We start from the raw sequence: 19,993 nt of genomic DNA, 5'->3' as shown, positions 1-19,993 counted from the left end.
GGCGCGGTCCGCAGACCACAACTGCACAAGGAGAAAAAGCAGATGGCAAAGCGCAGCAAAGCATATGAGGCAGCTGTAGCCAAGATCGAGGCGGACAAGGTTTACGCCCCGGTCGAGGCAATCACTCTCGCCAAGGAGACCAACCCGTCCAAGTTCGACGCGACCGTCGAGGTGGCTTTCCGCCTCAGCGTCGACCCGCGCAAGGCAGACCAGATGGTCCGCGGCACGGTGAACCTGCCGCACGGCACCGGCAAGACCGCCCGCGTGCTGGTCTTCGCCACCGGCGACAAGGCCGAGGCCGCTATCGCCGCGGGCGCCGACTTCGTTGGCTCCGACGACCTGATCGAAAAGATCCAGGGCGGCTGGACCGACTTCGACGCCGCCGTGGCGACCCCGGAACTGATGGGCAAGGTCGGCCGCCTGGGCAAGGTCCTCGGCCCCCGCAACCTGATGCCGAACCCGAAGACCGGAACGGTGACCCCGGACGTTACCAAGGCCGTCAACGACATCAAGGGCGGCAAGATCGACTTCCGCGTCGACAAGCACGCCAACCTCCACTTCATCATCGGCAAGGTGTCCTTCGACGCCAACAAGCTGGTGGAGAACTACGCCGCCGCCCTGGAAGAGGTGCTGCGCCTGAAGCCCTCGGCCTCCAAGGGCCGGTACATCGCGAAGGCCACCATCACCACCACCTTCGGCCCGGGCATCTCCGTGGACCCGAACGTCACCAAGGTGGCCGTGGAGGCCTAACCGGGACTTCAGGTTCGCCGGCAACGGCGGACACTTCGGCTATGGCCGCAGCAGATGCTGCGGCCATAGCCCGTTTAAGCGGGAGATAGTGCGGCGCGGCGGGATGCAGTAGTGTGATTGGCACTACTCAATCACTGCCTCGCGCCGAGGAGCACGCATGCCCACGACCTCGATCACGATCGCGCCGCTGCCGATCCCGCCCGCCCTTCAGGGCCCGGGCGGTGCGGACTTTGCCGCCTCCGCCGAGCTGGCCAACCTGGTCAACGGGCTGATCTGGGGCAACAACGATTTCTGGGTGAGCCCGGCAGTGAGGCTCGAGGGGGCGCGGCCGAACGACTACTCGGTGACGTATCTCTGGGCGGCCAGGGACGGGGACCGGCACGTCGGGCGCGCCCTGCTCGAGCTGTCGCTGCGGGACAACCCGCGCAACGGGTACGTCTTTGTGGCCGTACATCCCGACTACCGGCGTCGGGGCGTGGGAAGCAGGCTGCTGGCCGAAGCCGAGGCCTGCGCCGCCCGCCGGGGCCGGACCACCCTGCAGGCCTGGAGCGAACATCCTGCCGGATTCGATCCAGGAGGCCCGGACATGCTCCGGCCGGGGACCGGGTCCGGGGCCCTGCCGGCGTCCGCGCCGGCCGTGCGCTTCGCGCTGGCCGGCGGCTTCCGGCTCGAACAGGTGGAGCGATGCAGCAGGATGCCGCTCCCCGCCGACCAGGACAGTCTGGCGGCCCACGCGTCGGCGGCTGCCGGGAAGGCCGGCGCGGACTACCGCCTGGTCGAGTGGGCCGACAGTTGCCCGCCGGACTGGGTGGACCAGTACGCGGCCCTGCGGCAGCGGATGAGCACCGACGTCCCGCTGGGTGACCTGGACTACGAGGAAGAGGCGTGGGATGCCGCCCGCGTCCGCCACCATGAGGAGGAGCTGCGGCGCAAGGGCGGCCGCTGCCTGGTGGTCGCGGCCGGGCATGTGCCCAGCGGCCGGCTGGTGGGCCATACGGTGCTGGAATTCTTCCCGGAGCAGCCCGAGGTGGTCTTCCAGGAGGACACGTTGGTGCTGCGGGCCCACCGCGGCCACGGCCTGGGCCTGTGGATCAAGGCCCGCAACCTGCAGCGGGTGGCGGAGGCGTGGCCGCAGGGGCGCCGGCTCTACACCTGGAACGCCGACGAAAACAGCCACATGCTGGACATCAACACCGCCCTCGGCTTCGCGCCGGCGGGGTACGAGGCCGCCTGGCAGAAGAAGCTGCGTCCGGGGCCGCAGGCCGGGGAGACCCGCCCGGCCCGCGCCGCGTGACGGCGTACCGGACGTGTTCGTACACATGTCGCCGGCGCGTCATGCTACGCGCCGGTAACCGGAAGTCGCGGTTACGATGTCAGCGCGCCGGCATGCTGCCGGGTGTGGCGGGAGGGCCGATGGAACGCAGGACGCTGGTTGACACGGTGGCGGAAGACCTGCTGGAGCAGATCATCGCCGGCCGGATGGCGCCCGGCGACGCGCTGCCCACCGAAGCCGAGATCGCCGCCCGGTCGCAGGTCAGCCGGCTGACTGTCCGGGAAGCCCTCACCATGCTGCGGGCGATGAACGTGATCAGCATCCAGCGGGGCCGCGGCACCTTTATCAATCCGCCCGGGTCGTGGACCTCGGTCGAGGCCGTCGTCCGCGCCGCGGCGCACAGCATGAGCGACTCCGCCGCCTCGCGGCAGTTGCTCGAAGTGCGGCGCCTGGTCGAGTCCGGGGCCGCCGCGCTGGCTGCGCTCCGCCGCACCGCTGCGGACCTGGAGTTGCTGCGCGGGGAGCTGGAGTCGATGGCCGCCGCGGACACCGCGGGTGACGCGGATGCCTTCGTCGAAGCCGACCGGCTGTTCCACACGGGGGTCCTCAAGGCGTCCGGCAATATCCTCTTTCCGGCGGTCTTCGTGCCGATGGGCCGGGTGCTGGCCGATGCGCGGCGGGAAGCATTTGGGGCGCAGGCCGTGCGCACCCGCACCCTCGCCATGCACCGCAGGGTACTCGCCGCCGTCGAAAGCGGGGACGCCGACGGAGCCCGCCGGGCGATGGAGGACCACGTGGACCAGGTCCAGGACGACCTCGACGGCGATGCCGCCGGCCCGGCAAGAGCCTCCGCGCTGCGGTCGGCCGCCGGCTGACCCATCCGGGAGTGCGGCCGTGGGCGCGGCTGCGGGCCGCCGATTTGGCGTCCGGCGGCAGGATCCCGTAACCTTGAAGAACCAAAGACCGTCGGTCGTTGAAATCCTCTACGTTTTCAACCGAAAGTCCCATGCCCGGGACGGCCTGCGCAGGTGAACGAAGCATTGCCCCGCCGCCGTAACTCCGGTGCGGGAACCAAGCCCCGTGCGCCTGCATGGGGCGTTTTTTATGCGTGCGACCCGAACCACCGGCACTATTCCCCGGAAGGAGGGTTATGGCAACGCCAACCAAGGTGGCAGCCGTTGAAGAAATCACCAGCGATTTCAAGGAATCCAGCGCTGCAGTCCTAACCGAATACCGCGGGCTTACCGTTGCACAGCTCAAGGAGCTGCGTGTTTCTCTCGGCCAGGACACCAAGTTCTCGGTCGTCAAGAACACCCTGACTGGCATTGCAGCCAAGGAAGCCGGCATCGACGCGTTCGAAGGCCAGCTTTCCGGACCCACTGCTATCGCCTTCATCAAGGGTGACGCCGTTGCAGCCGCCAAGTCCCTGACGGATTTCGCAAAGTCCAACCCGCAGCTCATCATCAAGACCGGTATCTTCGAGGGCAAGGCCCTGGATGCAACCGCCGTTGCTGCGCTGGCCGCTCTCGAATCCCGCGAGCACCAGCTGGCCCGCGTCGCCGGTGTCCTCAAGGCGCCGATGTCCGCACTGGCCCGCACCCTCGATGCGCTGCGCATCAAGCAGGAGGAGAACGGCGGCGCCGCTGCCGAAGCTCCGGCCGAAGCTGCCGAAGCCGAAGCTCCCGCTGCCGAAGCAACCGAGGCCCCGGCCGAGGCTGCCGCCGAAGAGCAGTAAGACTCTTCACCAACCAACTCTTGGTGCGGACACACCAGCCGCATCACCTATCAGGAAGGACGCCAACCATGGCGAAGCTCACCAACGAAGAGCTCATTGAAGCTTTCAAGGAACTGACCATCATCGAGCTCTCCGAGTTCGTCAAGCTGTTCGAGGAGACCTTCGACGTCACCGCTGCAGCCGTTGCCGTTGCGGGCCCCGCAGCCGGCGGCGCCGGCGAAGCCGCTGCTGAGGAGCAGACCGAGTTCGACGTCGTCCTCGAAGCTGCCGGCGACAAGAAGATCGCAGTGATCAAGGAAGTCCGCGCGCTGACCTCCCTGGGCCTCAAGGAAGCCAAGGACCTGGTCGACAGTGCTCCGAAGGCCGTCCTCGAAGGCGCCACCAAGGAAGCCGCCGACAAGGCCAAGGAAGTTCTCGAGGCTGCCGGCGCGACCGTCACCCTCAAGTAAGCTCTCTTTAGCTTCTGCAAAGCCCCGCCGCCCCACCGGGCGGCGGGGCTTTGTGCTGTGCGGGCCGGACGCCGCAGGCCGGGCCCGGCGGGCTCAGGCCGGGTCGGAGATGTCGGCGACGGTGGCGCCGAGCGCGGAGGTCAGCGCATCGGCGTCGACGAAGGCGGAGTAACCGTGTTCCCCGGCGCCCAGCGATATCCGCCGGCCGCGGATGGACTCGTCGGCGTACACCGGCCAGGCCGTGCTGCTGCCCAGCGGGGTGATGGTGCCGCGCCGGTATCCCGTTGCCGTGTAGGCAACATCGGCGTGCGGCAGCGAAAGTTTGTTGACCCCCAGCAGCGAGCGGAGCTTGGGCCAGGAGATCTGCCGGTCGCCGGGGATGAGGGCGAACAGGAACGAGCCGTCCTTGTGCTTGATGACCAGGGTCTTGACGATGTCGGCCTCGGCGATGCCCAGCAGCTGCGCGGCCTCCGCGAGGCTGCGGGCGCCGGCGCGTTCGGCGACGTCGACCTTCAGGGAGTGGGCTTGGGCGCCGGCCAGGAAACGCTGCAGGCCGGCCGGCAGGGCAGGGGCACCGGAGTCGTTGCTCATGCCCGGTTCAAGCCCCGGCGCCCGCCCGGTATTCCCGGCCGGGCCGCCGGGGGCCGCCCGGAACCGCTAGTCCCGGTAGAGCAGCAGCGCCTCGCCCTGGCCGCCGCCGCCGCACAGGGAGACCGCGGCCTTGCCGGTGCCGCGCCGGCGCAGTTCCAAGGCGGCCGTCAGCGCCAGCCGGGTGCCGGAGGCGCCGATCGGATGGCCCAAGGCGATGGCCCCGCCGTGGATGTTGCACTTCTCCAGCGGGTAGTCCAGGTCCTGCAGCGACTGAACCGCCACGGCCCCAAAGGCTTCGTTGATCTCGATGAAGTCCAGGTCGGCCGTGGTCCAGCCCGCACGCTTGAGCGCCTGGGCGATTGCGTTGGACGGCTGCGACTGCAACGAGGTGTCCGGTCCGGCCACCTGCCCCGGACGGCCGACGACGGCGAGCCAGTCCAGGCCGTTGTCCTCGGCAAAGCCGCGGGTCGCGACCACGACGGCGGCTGCGCCGTCGGACAGGGGGGAGGAGTTGCCGGCGGTGATAGTGCCGTCCTTGGCAAACGCCGGGCGCAGCGGGGCCAGGCTTTCCACGCTGGTCTGCGGGCGGACACCCTCGTCGCTGTCGACCACCAGGTCCTCGCCCTTGCGCTGCGGCACCGCGACGGGGACGATCTCGTCGTCGAAGACCCCGTTCTTGGCGGCGGCGGCGGCGCGCTGGTGGGAGGCGGCGGCCACTTCGTCCTGCGCTTCGCGGGGAATGCCCAGCTCGGCGTTCCGGCGCTCGGTGGAGACGCCCATCGACTCGTGGTCGAAGGCATCGGTGAGGCCGTCGTGGGCGGTGGCATCGAGGGCGGTCAGGCTGCCGTAGGTCCAGCCCTGGCGGGAACCGGGCAGCAGGTGCGGGCCGTTGGTCATCGACTCCTGCCCGCCGGCCACCACCACCTGCGCCTCGCCGCAGCGGATCAGCCGGGCGGCGTCGGTGACGGCGGCCAGCCCGGAGAGGCAAACCTTGTTGATCGTCACGGTCGGCACGTTCCAGCCCAGTCCGGCGGCGATGGCCGCCTGCCGGGCGGGGTTCTGGCCGGCGCCGGCCTGGATGACGTGCCCCATGATGACCGCGTCCACCTGTTCGGGGGCGACGCCGGAGCGGTCCAGCGCCGCGGCGATCGCTTTGCCACCGAGTTGGACGGCGGTGAAGGACGCGAGCTGGCCGTTCAGTCGTCCCGTGGGCGTGCGTGCGCCGTTCAGGATGACGACGTCGTCGCGGCTGCTGTTGTTCTCGGCCATGGTGTCGATGCCTCTTTTCCGCGCCTGTGGCCTGCGCAAACAGGGGCCACATGGCTGCTGCCGTGGGTATGATCTGCTTCACAGATTACCCGTGTTTGGGCAACTCGCCTGGAGCGCGGGCCGGAAATTGCCGGCAGGCCGGTATATGCTGGTGGCGTTGTCCCGGGGAAGACAACCGCGAAGACGCCCCTTTCGCACCGCGTTTCGCACCGCAGGCCGCTCGCATCCCGATGGCGGGGGAGCGGTGACTGGTGCCTGCCCGGCATGTTGGACAAGCCGCGACGCGGTGCCGTACACTAAGTATTTGCGTCTTCCCTCAAAACCTTTGGCCTTCATATAGCGGTGGGCTTCGCCACGCCCTATCTGTGTTTAACTGCAGATCGTGCGGCGGGCAAGGATCATATAGCGGATCCAGGTGATGTCCGGACCCCATTCGGGGAGCCGGCGGTGCGGAAGCGCAGGACAAGCCTGAAGGTCTGTGGAAGGATCCCTCTTGGTCGCCTCGAGCACCTCTAATACCGATACCGCTAACAGCCTGCTGGACGCCTCGTCGAACGACGGAGCAACCCGGCGGCTCTCATTCGCCAAGATTCACGAACCTCTTGACGTTCCCAATCTGCTCGCCCTTCAGACCGACAGCTTCGACTGGCTGGTCGGCAACGAACGCTGGAAGGCGCGCGTAGCCAAGGCCCAGGAAGAAGGCCGCCAGGGTGTGGCCGGCACCTCCGGCCTCGCCGACATCTTCGAAGAGATCTCCCCGATCGAGGACTTCCAGGGCACCATGTCCCTGAGCTTCTCGGAGCCGGAGTTCGCCGATCCGAAGTACACCATGGCCGAGTGCAAGGACCGCGACGCCACGTACTCCGCGCCGCTGTACGTCAAGGCCGAGTTCATGAACAACAACACGGGCGAGATCAAGCAGCAGACCGTGTTCATGGGCGACTTCCCGCTGATGACCGACAAGGGCACTTTCGTCATTAACGGCACCGAGCGCGTCGTCGTCTCGCAGCTGGTCCGCTCGCCGGGCGCCTACTTTGAGAAGACCGCCGACAAGACCAGTGACAAGGACATCTTCACCGCGAAGATCATTCCGTCCCGCGGCGCCTGGTTCGAGCTGGAAATCGACAAGCGCGACCAGGTCGGCGTCCGCCTCGACCGCAAGCGCAAGCAGTCCGTGACCGTGCTGCTCAAGGCCCTGGGCTGGACCGAGGGCCAGATCCTGGAGACCTTCGGCGAGTACGACTCCATCCGCGCCACGCTGGAGAAGGACGCCACACAGACCCAGGAAGAAGCCCTCCTGGACATCTACCGCAAGCTGCGTCCGGGCGAGCCGCCGACAGTCGAGGCTGCCCAGTCCCTGCTGGACAACCTGTACTTCAACCCCAAGCGCTACGACCTGGCCAAGGTCGGCCGCTACAAGATCAACCGCAAGCTGGGCATCGACAAGCCGCTGACGGATCCGGACGCCTCGGTCCTGAACAATGACGACATCGTCGCCATGATCAAGTTCCTGGTCGCCCTGCACGCCGGCGAGACCACCATCCCGGGCAAGCGCGACGGCGCCGACCACGACGTCCGCGTCGAGATCGACGACATCGACCACTTCGGCAACCGCCGCATCCGCGCGGTCGGCGAGTTGATCGAGAACCAGGTCCGCACGGGCCTCTCCCGCATGGAGCGCGTGGTCCGCGAACGCATGACCACGCAGGATGTCGAGGCGATCACGCCGCAGACCCTGATCAACATCCGCCCCGTGGTGGCAGCGATCAAGGAATTCTTCGGCACGTCGCAGCTGTCCCAGTTCATGGACCAGAACAACCCGCTGGCCGGCCTGACGCACAAGCGCCGCCTGTCGGCGCTGGGCCCGGGCGGCCTGTCCCGCGACCGCGCCGGCATGGAAGTCCGTGACGTGCACCCCTCGCACTACGGCCGCATGTGCCCGATCGAGACTCCTGAAGGCCCGAACATCGGCCTGATCGGCTCGCTGGCCTCCTACGGGCGGATCAACGCGTTCGGTTTCATCGAGACCCCCTACCGCAAGGTCGTCGACGGCCAGGTCACCGACCAGGTCGACTACCTCACGGCCGATGACGAGATCGAGTGCGTGATCGCCCAGGCGAACGCCCCGCTCACCGAGGACCTGCACTTCGAAGAGGACCTGGTCCTCAGCCGGGAGCGCGGCGGCGGCGGCGAGCCGGTGCTCGTGCCGGCCACCGAGGTCGACTACATGGACGTTTCCCCGCGCCAGATGGTGTCGGTGGCGACCGCCCTGATTCCGTTCCTGGAGCACGACGACGCCAACCGCGCGCTGATGGGCGCGAACATGCAGCGCCAGGCCGTGCCGCTGCTGCGTTCGGAAGCCCCGCTGGTCGGCACCGGCATGGAGCGCTACGCGGCTGTCGACGCCGGCGACTCCGTGGTTGCCGCCAAGCCGGGCGTGGTCACCGAGGTCTCCGCGGACCTGGTCACCGCCCTGAACGACGACGGCACCGAGACCCGGTACCCGATCATGAAGTTCGCCCGCTCCAACCAAGGCAACGCGTACAACCAGCGCGTCCTCGTCTCCGAGGGCCAGCGGCTGGAAACCGGCAGCATCATCGCCGACGGTCCGTCCACCGACCAGGGCGAACTGGCGCTGGGCAAGAACCTGCTCGTGGCCTTCATGTCCTGGGAGGGCCACAACTTCGAGGACGCGATCATCCTGTCGCAGCGCGTGGTCTCCGACGACGTGCTGACCTCCATCCACATCGAGGAGCATGAGGTTGATGCCCGCGACACCAAGCTCGGTGCCGAGGAAATCACCCGCGACATCCCGAACGTGTCGGAGGAAGTGCTCTCCCAGCTGGACGAGCGCGGCATCATCCACATCGGCGCCGAGGTCGACGCCGGCGACATCCTCGTCGGCCGCGTGACCCCCAAGGGCGAGACCGAGCTGACCCCGGAAGAGCGCCTGCTGCGTGCGATCTTCGGCGAGAAGTCCCGCGAAGTGCGCGACACCTCCCTGAAGGTCCCGCACGGCGAGTCCGGCACGGTGATCGGCGTCCGGATCTTCGACCGCGACAACGACGACGAGCTGCCCCCGGGCGTGAACCAGCTGGTGCGCGTGTACGTGGCGCAGAAGCGCAAGATCACGGACGGCGACAAGCTCGCCGGACGCCACGGCAACAAGGGCGTCATCTCCAAGATCCTGCCGGTCGAGGACATGCCGTTCCTGGAAGACGGCACCCCGGTCGACGTCGTGCTGAACCCGCTGGGTGTTCCCGGCCGCATGAACGTGGGCCAGGTGCTGGAAATCCACCTCGGCTGGGCCGCGAAGCAGGGCTGGAACATCGAGGGCAACCCGGACTGGGCCAAGGACCTGCCGAACCTGCCCCGCCAGTCGGGTCCGACGACGGTGGCCACGCCGGTGTTCGACGGTGCCAGCGAGTTCGAGATCACCGGGCTGCTGGATGCCACCAATCCGACCCGCGACGGCGAGCGCCTGATCGGCGCTTCCGGCAAGGCCCGTCTGTTCGACGGCCGCTCCGGCCAGCCGTTCCCGGATCCGGTGTCCGTGGGCTACATGTACATCCTGAAGCTGCACCACCTGGTGGACGACAAGATCCACGCGCGTTCCACCGGCCCGTACTCGATGATCACCCAGCAGCCGCTGGGCGGCAAGGCGCAGTTCGGCGGCCAGCGCTTCGGCGAAATGGAAGTGTGGGCCCTGGAGGCCTACGGCGCCGCGTACACCCTGCAGGAACTGCTCACCATCAAGTCCGACGACATCCACGGCCGCGTCAAGGTCTACGAGGCGATCGTCAAGGGCGAGAACATCCCGGAGCCGGGTGTTCCCGAATCCTTCAAGGTGCTGATCAAGGAAATGCAGTCGCTCTGCCTGAACGTGGAAGTACTTTCCACCGACGGCACCGCGATCGAAATGCGTGACTCGGATGAAGAAGTCTTCCGGGCCGCGGAAGAACTGGGCATCGACCTTTCCCGGGCCGAGCCGAGTTCCGTCGAAGAGGTCTAGCCGCGCCGGCCGGCCGCCGGTGCCTTGGAGCACCGCGGCCGGCCCGCCGCACGGCGACCCTCTGTCCGTAACCCGACAGACTTTCAGATTTAGAGAACAAGAGAGAACAGGGACCATATGTCCAGCGAATCCTCCTTCGGCCTCATGCGCATCGGCCTTGCCACCGCGGACGACATCCGCGACTGGAGCTACGGCGAGGTCAAGAAGCCGGAAACCATCAACTACCGCACCCTGAAGCCCGAGAAGGACGGCCTCTTCTGCGAGAAGATCTTCGGACCTTCCCGCGACTGGGAGTGCTACTGCGGCAAGTACAAGCGCGTGCGCTTCAAGGGCATCATCTGTGAGCGCTGCGGCGTCGAGGTCACCCGTGCCAAGGTCCGCCGCGAGCGGATGGGCCACATCGAGCTGGCCGCCCCGGTCACCCACATCTGGTACTTCAAGGGTGTCCCCTCCCGCCTGGGCTACCTGCTCGACCTGGCGCCGAAGGACCTGGAGAAGGTCATCTACTTCGCCGCCTACATGATCACCAGCGTGGACGAGGAGCGCCGCCACGAGGAGCTGCCCAACCTGCAGGCCGAGCACGACCTGGAGAAGAAGCAGCTGGCCGATACCCGCGACTCCGACATCGCGGCGATCGCCAAGGACCTCGAGGACGAGCTGACCCGGCTGGAGGGCGAGGGCGCCAAGGCCGCCGAGAAGAAGAAGGCCCGCGACTCCGCCGACCGCCAGATGGCCAACGTGCGCAAGCGCGCCGACGCCGAGATCGAGCGCCTCGACATGGTCTGGGACCGCTTCAAGAACCTCAAGGTCGCCGACCTCGAGGGCGACGAGGGGCTCTACCGCGAGCTGCGCGACCGCTACGGCCTCTACTTCGAAGGCGCCATGGGTGCCGAAGCCATCAAGAACCGCCTCGAGAACTTCGACATGGCTGCCGAGGCCGAGTCCCTGCGCGACATCATCAAGAACGGCAAGGGCCAGCGCAAGACCCGCGCCCTGAAGCGGTTGAAGGTGGTCAACGCTTTCCTGACCACCACCAACTCGCCGCTGGGAATGGTGCTGGACGCCGTTCCGGTGATCCCGCCGGAGCTTCGCCCGATGGTGCAGCTGGACGGCGGCCGCTTTGCGACCTCCGACCTGAACGACCTGTACCGCCGCGTGATCAACCGCAACAACCGCCTGAAGCGCCTGCTAGACCTGGGCGCGCCGGAAATCATCGTCAACAACGAAAAGCGGATGCTGCAGGAAGCCGTGGACTCGCTGTTCGACAACGGCCGCCGCGGCCGTCCGGTCACCGGACCGGGCAACCGTCCGCTGAAGTCGCTGTCCGACATGCTCAAGGGCAAGCAGGGCCGCTTCCGGCAGAACCTGCTGGGCAAGCGCGTCGACTACTCCGGCCGTTCCGTGATCGTGGTCGGCCCGCAGCTGAAGCTGCACCAGTGCGGCCTGCCCAAGCAGATGGCGCTGGAGCTGTTCAAGCCGTTCGTCATGAAGCGGCTGGTGGACCTAAACCACGCGCAGAACATCAAGAGCGCCAAGCGGATGGTGGAGCGCTTCCGCCCGCAGGTGTGGGACGTGCTCGAAGAGATCATCACCGAACACCCGGTGCTGCTCAACCGTGCACCAACCCTGCACCGGCTGGGCATCCAGGCGTTCGAGCCGCAGCTGGTCGAAGGCAAGGCGCTGCAGCTGCACCCGCTGGTGTGCGCCGCGTTCAACGCCGACTTCGACGGCGACCAGATGGCCGTGCACCTGCCGCTGAGCCCCGAGGCCCAGGCCGAGGCGCGCATCCTGATGCTCTCCTCGAACAACATCCTGAAGCCGTCGGACGGCCGTCCGGTGACCCTGCCCTCCCAGGACATGATCATCGGCCTGCACCACCTGACCACCAAGCGCGAAGGCGGAACCGGCGAGGGCCGTGTCTTCGCCAGCCCGGCGGAGGCCATCATGGCCCACGACGCCGGCGAGCTGCACCTGAACTCCGTCGTCAAGATCCGCGTGCCCGGCTTCGTGCCCAGCGCGGACCAGCCGGCACCGGAGGGCTGGGAAGAGGGCCAGGAAGCGCTGATCGAAACCTCGCTCGGCCAGGTCATCTTCAACGACACGCTGCCCGATGACTACCCCTGGGTGGCGCGCGTGGCGGACAAGGGCCAGCTCTCGGCGATCGTGAACGATCTGGCCGAGCGCTACCCGAAGGTCGTCACCGCGGCGACGCTGGACAACCTCAAGGACGCCGGGTTCTACTGGGCGACCCGTTCCGGCGTGACCGTGGCGATCTCCGACATCGCGGCCCCGGCCGAAAAGGCCGCCATCATGGAGGGCTATGAGACCCAGGCCGCCCGCGTCGAGTCCCAGTACAACAAGGGCCTGATCGCCGACGACGAGCGGCGCCAGGAACTGATCGACATCTGGAACAAGGCGACCAACGAGGTTGCCGACGCGATGCGGAAGAACCTGACCAAGGAGAACACCATCAACCGCATGGTGTCCTCCGGTGCCCGTGGCAACTGGCTGCAGGTCCGCCAGATCGCCGGTATCCGTGGTCTGGTGGCCAACCCGAAGGGCGAGATCATCCCGCGCCCGATCAAGTCCTCCTATCGCGAGGGCCTGTCGGTGCTGGAGTACTTCATCGCCACGCACGGTGCCCGCAAGGGCCTGGCCGATACCGCGCTGCGTACCGCCAACTCGGGTTACCTGACCCGCCGCCTGGTGGACGTCTCGCAGGACGTGATCGTGCGCGAAATGGACTGCGGCACCGAGCGCGGCCTGAACACGGTCATCGCCGAGGCCGACCACAACGGTGAACTGCGCCGGCACGAAGAGGTGGAGAACTCCGCTTACGCCCGCACGCTGGCCACCGACGTGGTGAACTCCGAGGGCACCGTGGTGGCCACGGCAGGCGCCGACGTCGGCGATGTGCTGATCCAGGAACTGATCGACGCCGGCATCACCGAGATCAAGGTGCGCTCCGTGCTCACCTGTGAGTCCGCCGTCGGTACCTGCGCGCTCTGCTACGGCCGCTCGCTGGCCACCGGCAAGACCGTGGACATCGGCGAGGCGGTCGGCATCATCGCCGCCCAGTCGATCGGCGAGCCCGGTACCCAGCTGACCATGCGTACCTTCCACACCGGTGGCGTAGCCTCCGCGGAAGACATCACCCAGGGTCTGCCCCGTATCCAGGAGCTCTTCGAAGCCCGTACCCCCAAGGGTGTCGCGCCGATGGCCGAAGTGGCCGGACGCGTGTCCATCGAGGACGGCGAGCGCCAGATGCGCGTCATCGTCACCCCTGATGACGGCTCGGAAGAGATCGCCTACCCGGTGCTGCGCCGTGCACGCCTGCTGGTCGAAGACGGCCAGCACGTGGACGTCGGCCAGCAGCTGGTCACCGGTGCCAAGGACCCGAAGCAGGTGCTGCGTATCCTCGGCCCGCGCCAGGCGCAGAAGTTCCTGGTGGACGAGGTCCAGAGCGTGTACCGCAGCCAGGGCGTCGGCATCCACGACAAGCACGTGGAAGTCATCGTCCGCCAGATGCTGCGCCGCATCACCGTGATCGAGTCCGGCGAGACCGACCTGCTGCCGGGCGAGCTGGCCGAGCGGAGCCGCTTCCAGGCGGAGAACCGCAAGGCCGTCTCCGAGGGCAAGCAGCCGGCCAACGGCCGTGACGAGCTGATGGGCATCACCAAGGCCTCGCTCGCCACCGAGTCGTGGCTGTCGGCCGCGTCCTTCCAGGAGACCACCCGCGTCCTGACGCAGGCGGCCATGGAGGGCAAGTCCGACCCGCTGCTGGGCCTGAAGGAGAACGTCATCATCGGTAAGCTGATCCCGGCCGGCACCGGCCTGGACCGGTACACCCAGGTGTCGGTGGAGCCGACGGAGGAAGCGAAGGCCAACCTGTTTACCGGCCCGAGCGCCTTCGGCGACTTCGATTACGCCGGCGCCGACGGTTCGCTGACGCCCGAGTTCCACGCCATCCCGCTGGATGACTACGACCTGGGCAGCGACTACCGCTAGCCGCCAGCACGGAACCGCCTCCTGCTCCCCGATACCGGGGCAGCGGGGGGCGGTTTCCGCGTTTAATGGCCGCGGCGGCCGCCGAGCACGTGAGATTCTGGGAACATGGCCAATTCCCCGTCCGGTGACTCGATGCTGGACCGGCTGGTGCGCATCCTGTCTGCGTTCGAGCCGGACAAGCCGGCGATGAACGTCGCCACGCTCTCCCGCCGGGCGGATGTGCCGCTGGCAACGACCTACCGGCTGGTGGAGGCGCTGTCCCGCCACGGGCTGCTGACGAAGGAGGGCCCCGGCGAGATCCGGCTCGGGCTCCGGCTGTGGGAGCTGGCCAACCGGAGCTCGCCCGCCGTCGACCTGCGGCAGGCCGCCATGCCGTTCATGGAGGACATCCAGTCCGTGGTGCGCCAGCACACCCAGCTGGCGGTGCTGCGCGAGGACGAAGTCCTGGTGATCGAGCGGCTCTCCAGCCGCGGCTCCGTGGTGAACCAGGCCCAGATCGCCGGCACCATGCCGGTGCACCGGACCTCGATGGGCATGGTGCTGCTGGCCTATTCGCCCAACCACGTCCAGGAGTCCTACCTGACCCGGCATCCGGAGGCCGTCACATCGGCCGACCCGGTGTCCTTCGACCTGCGCCGGCACCTGGCCGACATCCGCAAGCGGGGCTACGCCGCGTTCGACGGGCGGATCGACGTGGACACCACCGGCATCGCCGTCCCCGTGCTCGGCCCGGCCGGCCGGCCGCTGGCCGCCCTCGGCGTGGTGGTGCCGCTGGGCTTCGAGAACTTCCACGCCGTGGTGCCGGCGCTGATGACGGCGGCGCGCGGCATCTCCCGGGCCATGGGCGTCGCGCTGTGACCGCGGCGGCCACCGCCGTCGTAATTCTCATTCAATAAGAACGCCGGGGCGGAACGTGTGTCGCCGGGCTCACACTGGTGAAGAGACGGCTTCCTCTTCGACCCAGGAGACTCACCCATGGCGCAACCGCAGATCATCAAAACCAAGGTAGGAATCGTCGGCGGGGGACCGGCCGGCCTGATGCTCAGCCACCTGCTGGCCCGGCACGAGATCGACAACCTCGTGGTGGAATCCCGTGACCACGACACCATCCACAACACCCACCGGGCCGGCATCCTGGAGGCGGGCTCGGTCAAGATGCTCACCGACACCGGCGTCGACGGCCGGGTGCTGACCGAGGGCGACGAGCACGCCGGCATCGATCTGCGCTTCAACGGAGAGTCGCATCCGCTGGACTTCAAGGACCTCGTGGACGCCACCGTGACCCTGTACGCGCAGAACGAGGTGTTCCTGGACCTGGCCGCCGCCCGCAGGCGCGACGGTGGCGACGTGCGCTACGAGGCCGAGGTTACCGAGGTGCTGGACCTGGAGACCACGACGCCCAAGTTCAGGTTCACGGACAAGGACGGCGCCGCCTTCGAGGTGCACTGCGACATCCTGGTGGGTGCCGACGGCTCCCGCAGCTTCTGCCGCCGCGCGGTGAAGGGGGAGCAGGACTACAAGATCGAGTATCCGTTCGCCTGGTTCGGCATCCTGACCGAGGCCCCGAAGAGCGCCCCGGAACTGATCTACGCGAACTCGCCGCACGGCTTCGCGCTGATCTCCCAGCGCAGCGAGACCGTCCAGCGCATGTACTTCCAGTGCGATCCGGCCGAGAACGTGGACGACTGGAGCGACGACCGGATCTGGGCCGAACTGCAGAAGCGGGTCGACGGGCCGGACGGCTTCCAGCTGAAGCAGGGACCGATCTTCGACAAGACCGTGCTGGCCTTCCGCTCCTTCGTGCGGGAACCCCTGTCCCACGGGCGCATGTTCCTGGCCGGCGACGCCGGGCACACGGTGCCGCCCACCGGGGCCAAGGGCCTGAACCTGGCCTTCGCGGACGTCAAGGTGCTCTTCGAGGCCATCGACTCGTTCTACTCCACCGGCAGCGACGCACTGCTGGAGGGCTACTCCGACCTGGCGCTGCAGCGGGTCTGGAAGGCGCAGAACTTCTCCTACTGGATGACCAGCATGCTGCACACCCGCACGGATGCCTCGCCCTTCGAGACCAAGCGTGCCCTCGGTGAACTGGCCACCGTGACCGGTTCCCGCTTCGGGCAGCAGTATCTGGCCGAGTCCTACACGGGCTGGCCGCACAAGTGACCGCTCCGCCCGCACCACGCCGGGCGCGCAAACCCTTAAACCATCCATAGCCACAACGGAAAGGAGTCCCGATGAGCGACGCACAAGCTCCGGACGAGGCTTTCGAGGACGAGACGTTTGACGACAGCCACCTGCTGGATCCTGCCGCCACCGCGGATTCGCAGGAAAAGATCAGCCAGGAAATTGCCGACAGCCACGAGGCGTACCGCAAGAGCGTGGAGGCCGGCGGCGCCGAAGAGACGCAGCCGCGCATCGACTTTGCGCCGTACCGCTCCTCGCTGCTGCGCCACCCCACCAAGGACCTGCACCACGCGGACCCGGAGACCATCGAGCTGTGGAGCCCGGCCTTCGGCGAGCGTGACGTGCACGCCCTGGAGTCGGACCTGACCATCCAGCACAACGGCGAGCCGATCGGCGAGCGGATCATCGTGCAGGGCCGTGTCCTGGACGGCGACGGACGCCCGGTGCGCAACCAGCTGGTGGAGGTCTGGCAGGCCAACGCCGCCGGCCGCTACGTGCACAAGCGCGACCAGCACCCGGCCCCGATCGACCCGAACTTCACCGGCGTGGGCCGCTGCATCACCGGGCCCAACGGCGAGTACAAGTTCACCACCATCAAGCCCGCCCCCTACCCGTGGAAGAACCACCACAACGCCTGGCGCCCGGCACACATCCACTTCTCGCTGTTCGGCACCGACTTCACCCAGCGCATGATCACCCAGATGTACTTCCCGGGCGACCCGCTGTTCCCGCTGGATCCGATCTACCAGTCGATCACCGACCCGGCGGCCCGCGACCGCCTGGTCGCCACCTACGACCACTCGGTCACCAGCCACGAGTGGAACACCGGCTACCGCTGGGACATTGTCCTTTCCGGCAGCAACCGCACCTGGATGGAAGAAGGCGAGGAGCACTGATGAGCGAGTCCACCACCAAACTGGTGCCCACCCCGGGCCAGACCATCGGCCCGTTCTACGGCTTCGCGCTGCCCTACGAGAAGGACAGCCAGCTGGTCCACCGCGCGCACCCCGGGGCCATCCGGCTGCACGGCGTGGTCTACGACGGCAACGGCACCGTGATCCCCGACTCCATGCTGGAGATCTGGCAGGCCGACGAGCACGGCAAGATCTCCCGCGAAACCGGTTCCCTGGTCCGCGACAACCACACCTTCACCGGCTTCGGCCGCGTGGCCGTGGACAACGTGGGCCACTACACCTTCACCACGGTCAACCCGGGTGCCACCGAGCCGGGCAAGGCCCCGTTCATCTCCCTGGTGGTCTTTGCCCGCGGCCTGCTGAACCGGCTGTTCACCCGGATCTACCTGCCGGAGGACACCGAGGCGCTGGCGAACGACCCGCTGCTGTCCTCGCTGCCGGAAGAGCGGCGGAACACGCTGATCGCGGAGCGCGAACCGAACGGCGACCTTCGCTTCGACATCCGGCTGCAGGGTGACGGCGAGACCGTCTTCCTGACCTACCCGGGGATTTAGGCCTGTATGAATCCGGCGGACCACGCTGATTTCGGGCTGCTGTCTCCGGCCTCGGCCGGGACAGCAGCGTCCCGTTTAACCAGCGATTACCAATTCATCCAGGCCATGCTCGACGTGGAGCTCGAATGGACCCGCGTGCTGGCCGACGCCGGCCGGGTGGCCGCCGAGGCCGTGCCGGCCGTCGAGCGGGCCTCGCACGCCGACCTCTACGACGCCGCCGGGCTGGCCGAGCGGGCCCAGGGCGGCGGCAACCCGGTCATCCCGCTGCTGGCCGACCTGAGGGCGGAGATCAGGAAGCACGACCCTGCCGCCGTCCCGGCGATCCACCGGGGCGCCACCAGCCAGGACATCCTGGACAGCGCCCTGATGCTGATGGCCCGCCGCGCGCTGGCCGGGATCGTCACCGACCTCAAGTCCGCCGCCGCGGCCCTGGGCCGGTTGGCGGACGAACACCGCTCCACCGTCACGGTGGCCCGCACCCTGACCCAGCATTCGCTGCCGTCGACGTTCGGGCTCAAGGCGGCCAACTGGCTCTCCGGCGTGGCCCAGGCCGGCGTCCGGCTGGAGCGGGTGGCCGGCGGACTGCCGCTGCAGTGGGGCGGCGCGGCCGGCACCATGGCGGCGCTCACCGACCTGGCCGACCTGCCCGCCCGCCCGGCGGCGGAGGGCGCCGGGCAGGACGACGACGGCGGTGCGTTGGCCTTGGCGGCGCGCCTCGCCGGGCGGCTGGGGCTCGCCGATCCGGTGGCACCGTGGCAGACCAACCGGCTGCCGGTCACGGAGCTGGCCGCCGCGCTGGCCGATGTGCTGGCGGCCGCCGGCAAGGTCGCCAACGACGTGCTGCTGCTGAGCCGGCCCGAAGTGGGCGAGGTCTCCGAACCCGCCGCCGACGGCCGCGGCGGCTCCTCGGCCATGCCGCAAAAGCAGAATCCGGTGCTGTCCGTGCTGATCCGCAGCGCCGCCCTCGCCGCCCCCGGGCACCTGGCCCAGGTCCAGGCCGCCGCGGCCGGGGCGGTCGACGAGCGGCCGGACGGCTCCTGGCACGTGGAGTGGCAGGCGCTGCGCCAGTTGCTCCGGCTCGCCGGCGGGGCAGCCGCCAAGCTGGCCGAACTCTCCGAGGGCCTGGTGGTCCGCCCGGAGAAGATGCGCCGGAACCTGCAGATCACCGGCGAGCTGGTGGTCAGCGAACGCGTCATGGCCACGGTGGCGCCGATGCTGGACGGCGGAACCCCCGGCGCCGGCAAGGCGAAGGTCCAGAGCCTGGTCAACCAGTCGCTCGCCGGCCAGGGCAGCCTGTCGCAGCTGCTGCGCGAAGCCGTGCCCGGCGACGTTCTCTCCGACACGGCGCTGGCCGAACTGCTGGACCCGGCCGGGTATACCGGCCAAAGCAGCGGCCTGATCGACCGGATCACGTCCCACTACGCAGAATGGAGCCATTCGTGACCGTTCCCGACATCACCCCCACCCTCCTGTCCGAGGGCAAAGGCAGGCCGGTGCTGCTGGCGGGCGCCGGATTGGGGACCGGCGCCAAGGCGCTCTGGGCCGACGCCGTGGAGCACCTGCAGGACTTCCAGGTGGTGGGCGTGGACCTGCCCGGCCACGGGGCCAGCCCGGCCTCGACCGGACCGTACACCATGGCCGAACTCGGCCAGGCGGTCGTGGCGATGCTGGACAAGCTGCGCGAAGCCGGCGACATCGACGCCGGCGCCAAGGTGTACTTTGCCGGCGTCTCGATGGCCGGTGAACTGGCCCTGCAGCTGGGCCTGGACCACCCCGACCGCTTCGCCGGCCTGGGCGTGGTCTGCTCCGCCGCCAGGATCGGCGAACCGGCCGCGTGGCTGGAACGCGCGGACACCGTGCGCCAGGCGGGAACGCCCACGATGGTCACCGGCTCGGCGCAGCGCTGGTTCGCCCCGGGCTTCATCGAGAAGCACCCCGAGCGCACCACCCGGCTGCTGCACACCCTGCAGAACGCGGACCGCTTCGCCTACGCCCACGCCTGCGAGGCCCTGGCCGGCTTCGACGTCCGCGGGCGGCTCGGCGACATCGCCACTCCGGTGATTGCCGTCGCCGGGGCGCTCGACCAGGTGTGCCCGCCCGAGTTCGCCGAAGCAGTGGCCGCCGGCGTGCAAAAGGGGAGCTCCGCCGTCGTTGACGGCGTGGCCCACCAGGCGCCCGCCGAGGCACCCGCGGAAACCGCCGCACTGCTGCGCGATTTCTTCCTGGCCGCCTGAAACCGCAGCCGGACCGATGA

Annotated in this window: 15 protein-coding genes; 13 read left to right on the top strand and 2 right to left on the bottom strand. The window is 68.4% G+C overall.

What is annotated here, in order from left to right; all coding sequences use genetic code 11:
- The first annotated feature begins 42 nt into the window (after positions 1–42).
- The 5 genes from rplA to rplL all read left to right on the top strand — a co-directional run bounded on the left by rplA (position 43) and on the right by rplL (position 4,207).
- Positions 43–750, top strand: coding sequence for a 50S ribosomal protein L1 (gene rplA / locus AC5RTY_RS01325; protein ID WP_494000506.1), 708 nt, complete (start codon positions 43–45; stop codon positions 748–750).
- 157 nt (positions 751–907) lie between these two features.
- Positions 908–2,044, top strand: a complete 1,137-nt coding sequence (locus AC5RTY_RS01320; protein ID WP_494138825.1) for a GNAT family N-acetyltransferase — start codon at positions 908–910, stop codon at positions 2,042–2,044.
- Positions 2,045–2,163: 119 nt separating this feature from the next.
- Positions 2,164–2,898 (top strand): FadR/GntR family transcriptional regulator, encoded by a 735-nt coding sequence (locus AC5RTY_RS01315; protein ID WP_494138824.1) that lies wholly within the window; start codon positions 2,164–2,166, stop codon positions 2,896–2,898.
- A gap of 275 nt (positions 2,899–3,173) precedes the next feature.
- A complete protein-coding gene (gene rplJ, locus AC5RTY_RS01310) occupies positions 3,174–3,758 on the top strand; it encodes a 50S ribosomal protein L10 (RefSeq protein WP_494012736.1) in 585 nt (194 codons plus the stop codon).
- Between the two features lie 68 nt (positions 3,759–3,826).
- Entirely contained in the window at positions 3,827–4,207 is a 381-nt protein-coding gene (gene rplL / locus AC5RTY_RS01305) for a 50S ribosomal protein L7/L12 (RefSeq protein ID WP_494000502.1), read from the top strand.
- A gap of 93 nt (positions 4,208–4,300) precedes the next feature.
- On the opposite strand, the gene AC5RTY_RS01300 is transcribed toward rplL, so the two are convergent.
- Together AC5RTY_RS01300 and AC5RTY_RS01295 are read right to left on the bottom strand one after the other, a co-directional pair.
- Entirely contained in the window at positions 4,301–4,798 is a 498-nt protein-coding gene (locus tag AC5RTY_RS01300; protein WP_494000501.1) for an aminoacyl-tRNA deacylase, read from the bottom strand.
- Between the two features lie 66 nt (positions 4,799–4,864).
- Entirely contained in the window at positions 4,865–6,067 is a 1,203-nt protein-coding gene (locus tag AC5RTY_RS01295; RefSeq protein ID WP_494138823.1) for an acetyl-CoA C-acetyltransferase, read from the bottom strand.
- Positions 6,068–6,560: 493 nt separating this feature from the next.
- On the opposite strand from AC5RTY_RS01295, the gene rpoB reads away from it, so the two are divergent.
- From rpoB to AC5RTY_RS01255, 8 genes are all read left to right on the top strand, one after another.
- Positions 6,561–10,079, top strand: coding sequence for a DNA-directed RNA polymerase subunit beta (gene rpoB, locus AC5RTY_RS01290; RefSeq protein ID WP_494000499.1), 3,519 nt, complete (start codon positions 6,561–6,563; stop codon positions 10,077–10,079).
- A 117-nt stretch (positions 10,080–10,196) separates the two neighbouring features.
- A complete protein-coding gene (locus AC5RTY_RS01285; protein ID WP_494012733.1) occupies positions 10,197–14,087 on the top strand; it encodes a DNA-directed RNA polymerase subunit beta' in 3,891 nt (1,296 codons plus the stop codon).
- A gap of 105 nt (positions 14,088–14,192) precedes the next feature.
- The gene (locus tag AC5RTY_RS01280; protein WP_494000497.1) at positions 14,193–14,945 is read left to right on the top strand and encodes an IclR family transcriptional regulator; all 753 of its coding nucleotides are present in this window, start codon (positions 14,193–14,195) and stop codon (positions 14,943–14,945) included.
- A 117-nt stretch (positions 14,946–15,062) separates the two neighbouring features.
- The gene (locus AC5RTY_RS01275) at positions 15,063–16,250 is read left to right on the top strand and encodes a 4-hydroxybenzoate 3-monooxygenase (RefSeq protein WP_494000496.1); all 1,188 of its coding nucleotides are present in this window, start codon (positions 15,063–15,065) and stop codon (positions 16,248–16,250) included.
- Between the two features lie 71 nt (positions 16,251–16,321).
- On the top strand, positions 16,322–17,167 hold the full coding sequence (pcaH, locus tag AC5RTY_RS01270; RefSeq protein ID WP_494012731.1) for a protocatechuate 3,4-dioxygenase subunit beta: 846 nt from the start codon (positions 16,322–16,324) through the stop codon (positions 17,165–17,167).
- Positions 17,167–17,739, top strand: coding sequence for a protocatechuate 3,4-dioxygenase subunit alpha (gene pcaG / locus AC5RTY_RS01265; protein WP_494012730.1), 573 nt, complete (start codon positions 17,167–17,169; stop codon positions 17,737–17,739). Before pcaH ends, pcaG begins: the two co-directional genes overlap by 1 nt.
- A gap of 6 nt (positions 17,740–17,745) precedes the next feature.
- A complete protein-coding gene (locus AC5RTY_RS01260; RefSeq protein ID WP_494138822.1) occupies positions 17,746–19,182 on the top strand; it encodes a lyase family protein in 1,437 nt (478 codons plus the stop codon).
- On the top strand, positions 19,179–19,973 hold the full coding sequence (locus AC5RTY_RS01255; protein WP_494138821.1) for an alpha/beta fold hydrolase: 795 nt from the start codon (positions 19,179–19,181) through the stop codon (positions 19,971–19,973). The genes AC5RTY_RS01260 and AC5RTY_RS01255 overlap by 4 nt, the downstream gene beginning before the upstream one ends.
- The last annotated feature ends 20 nt before the right edge of the window (positions 19,974–19,993 follow it).

The organism is Arthrobacter sp. Y3224055 (genome assembly GCF_059090825.1).
The sequence above is the reverse complement of the archived record's forward strand: the minus strand, read 5'-3'. Positions and strand labels throughout refer to the sequence as shown.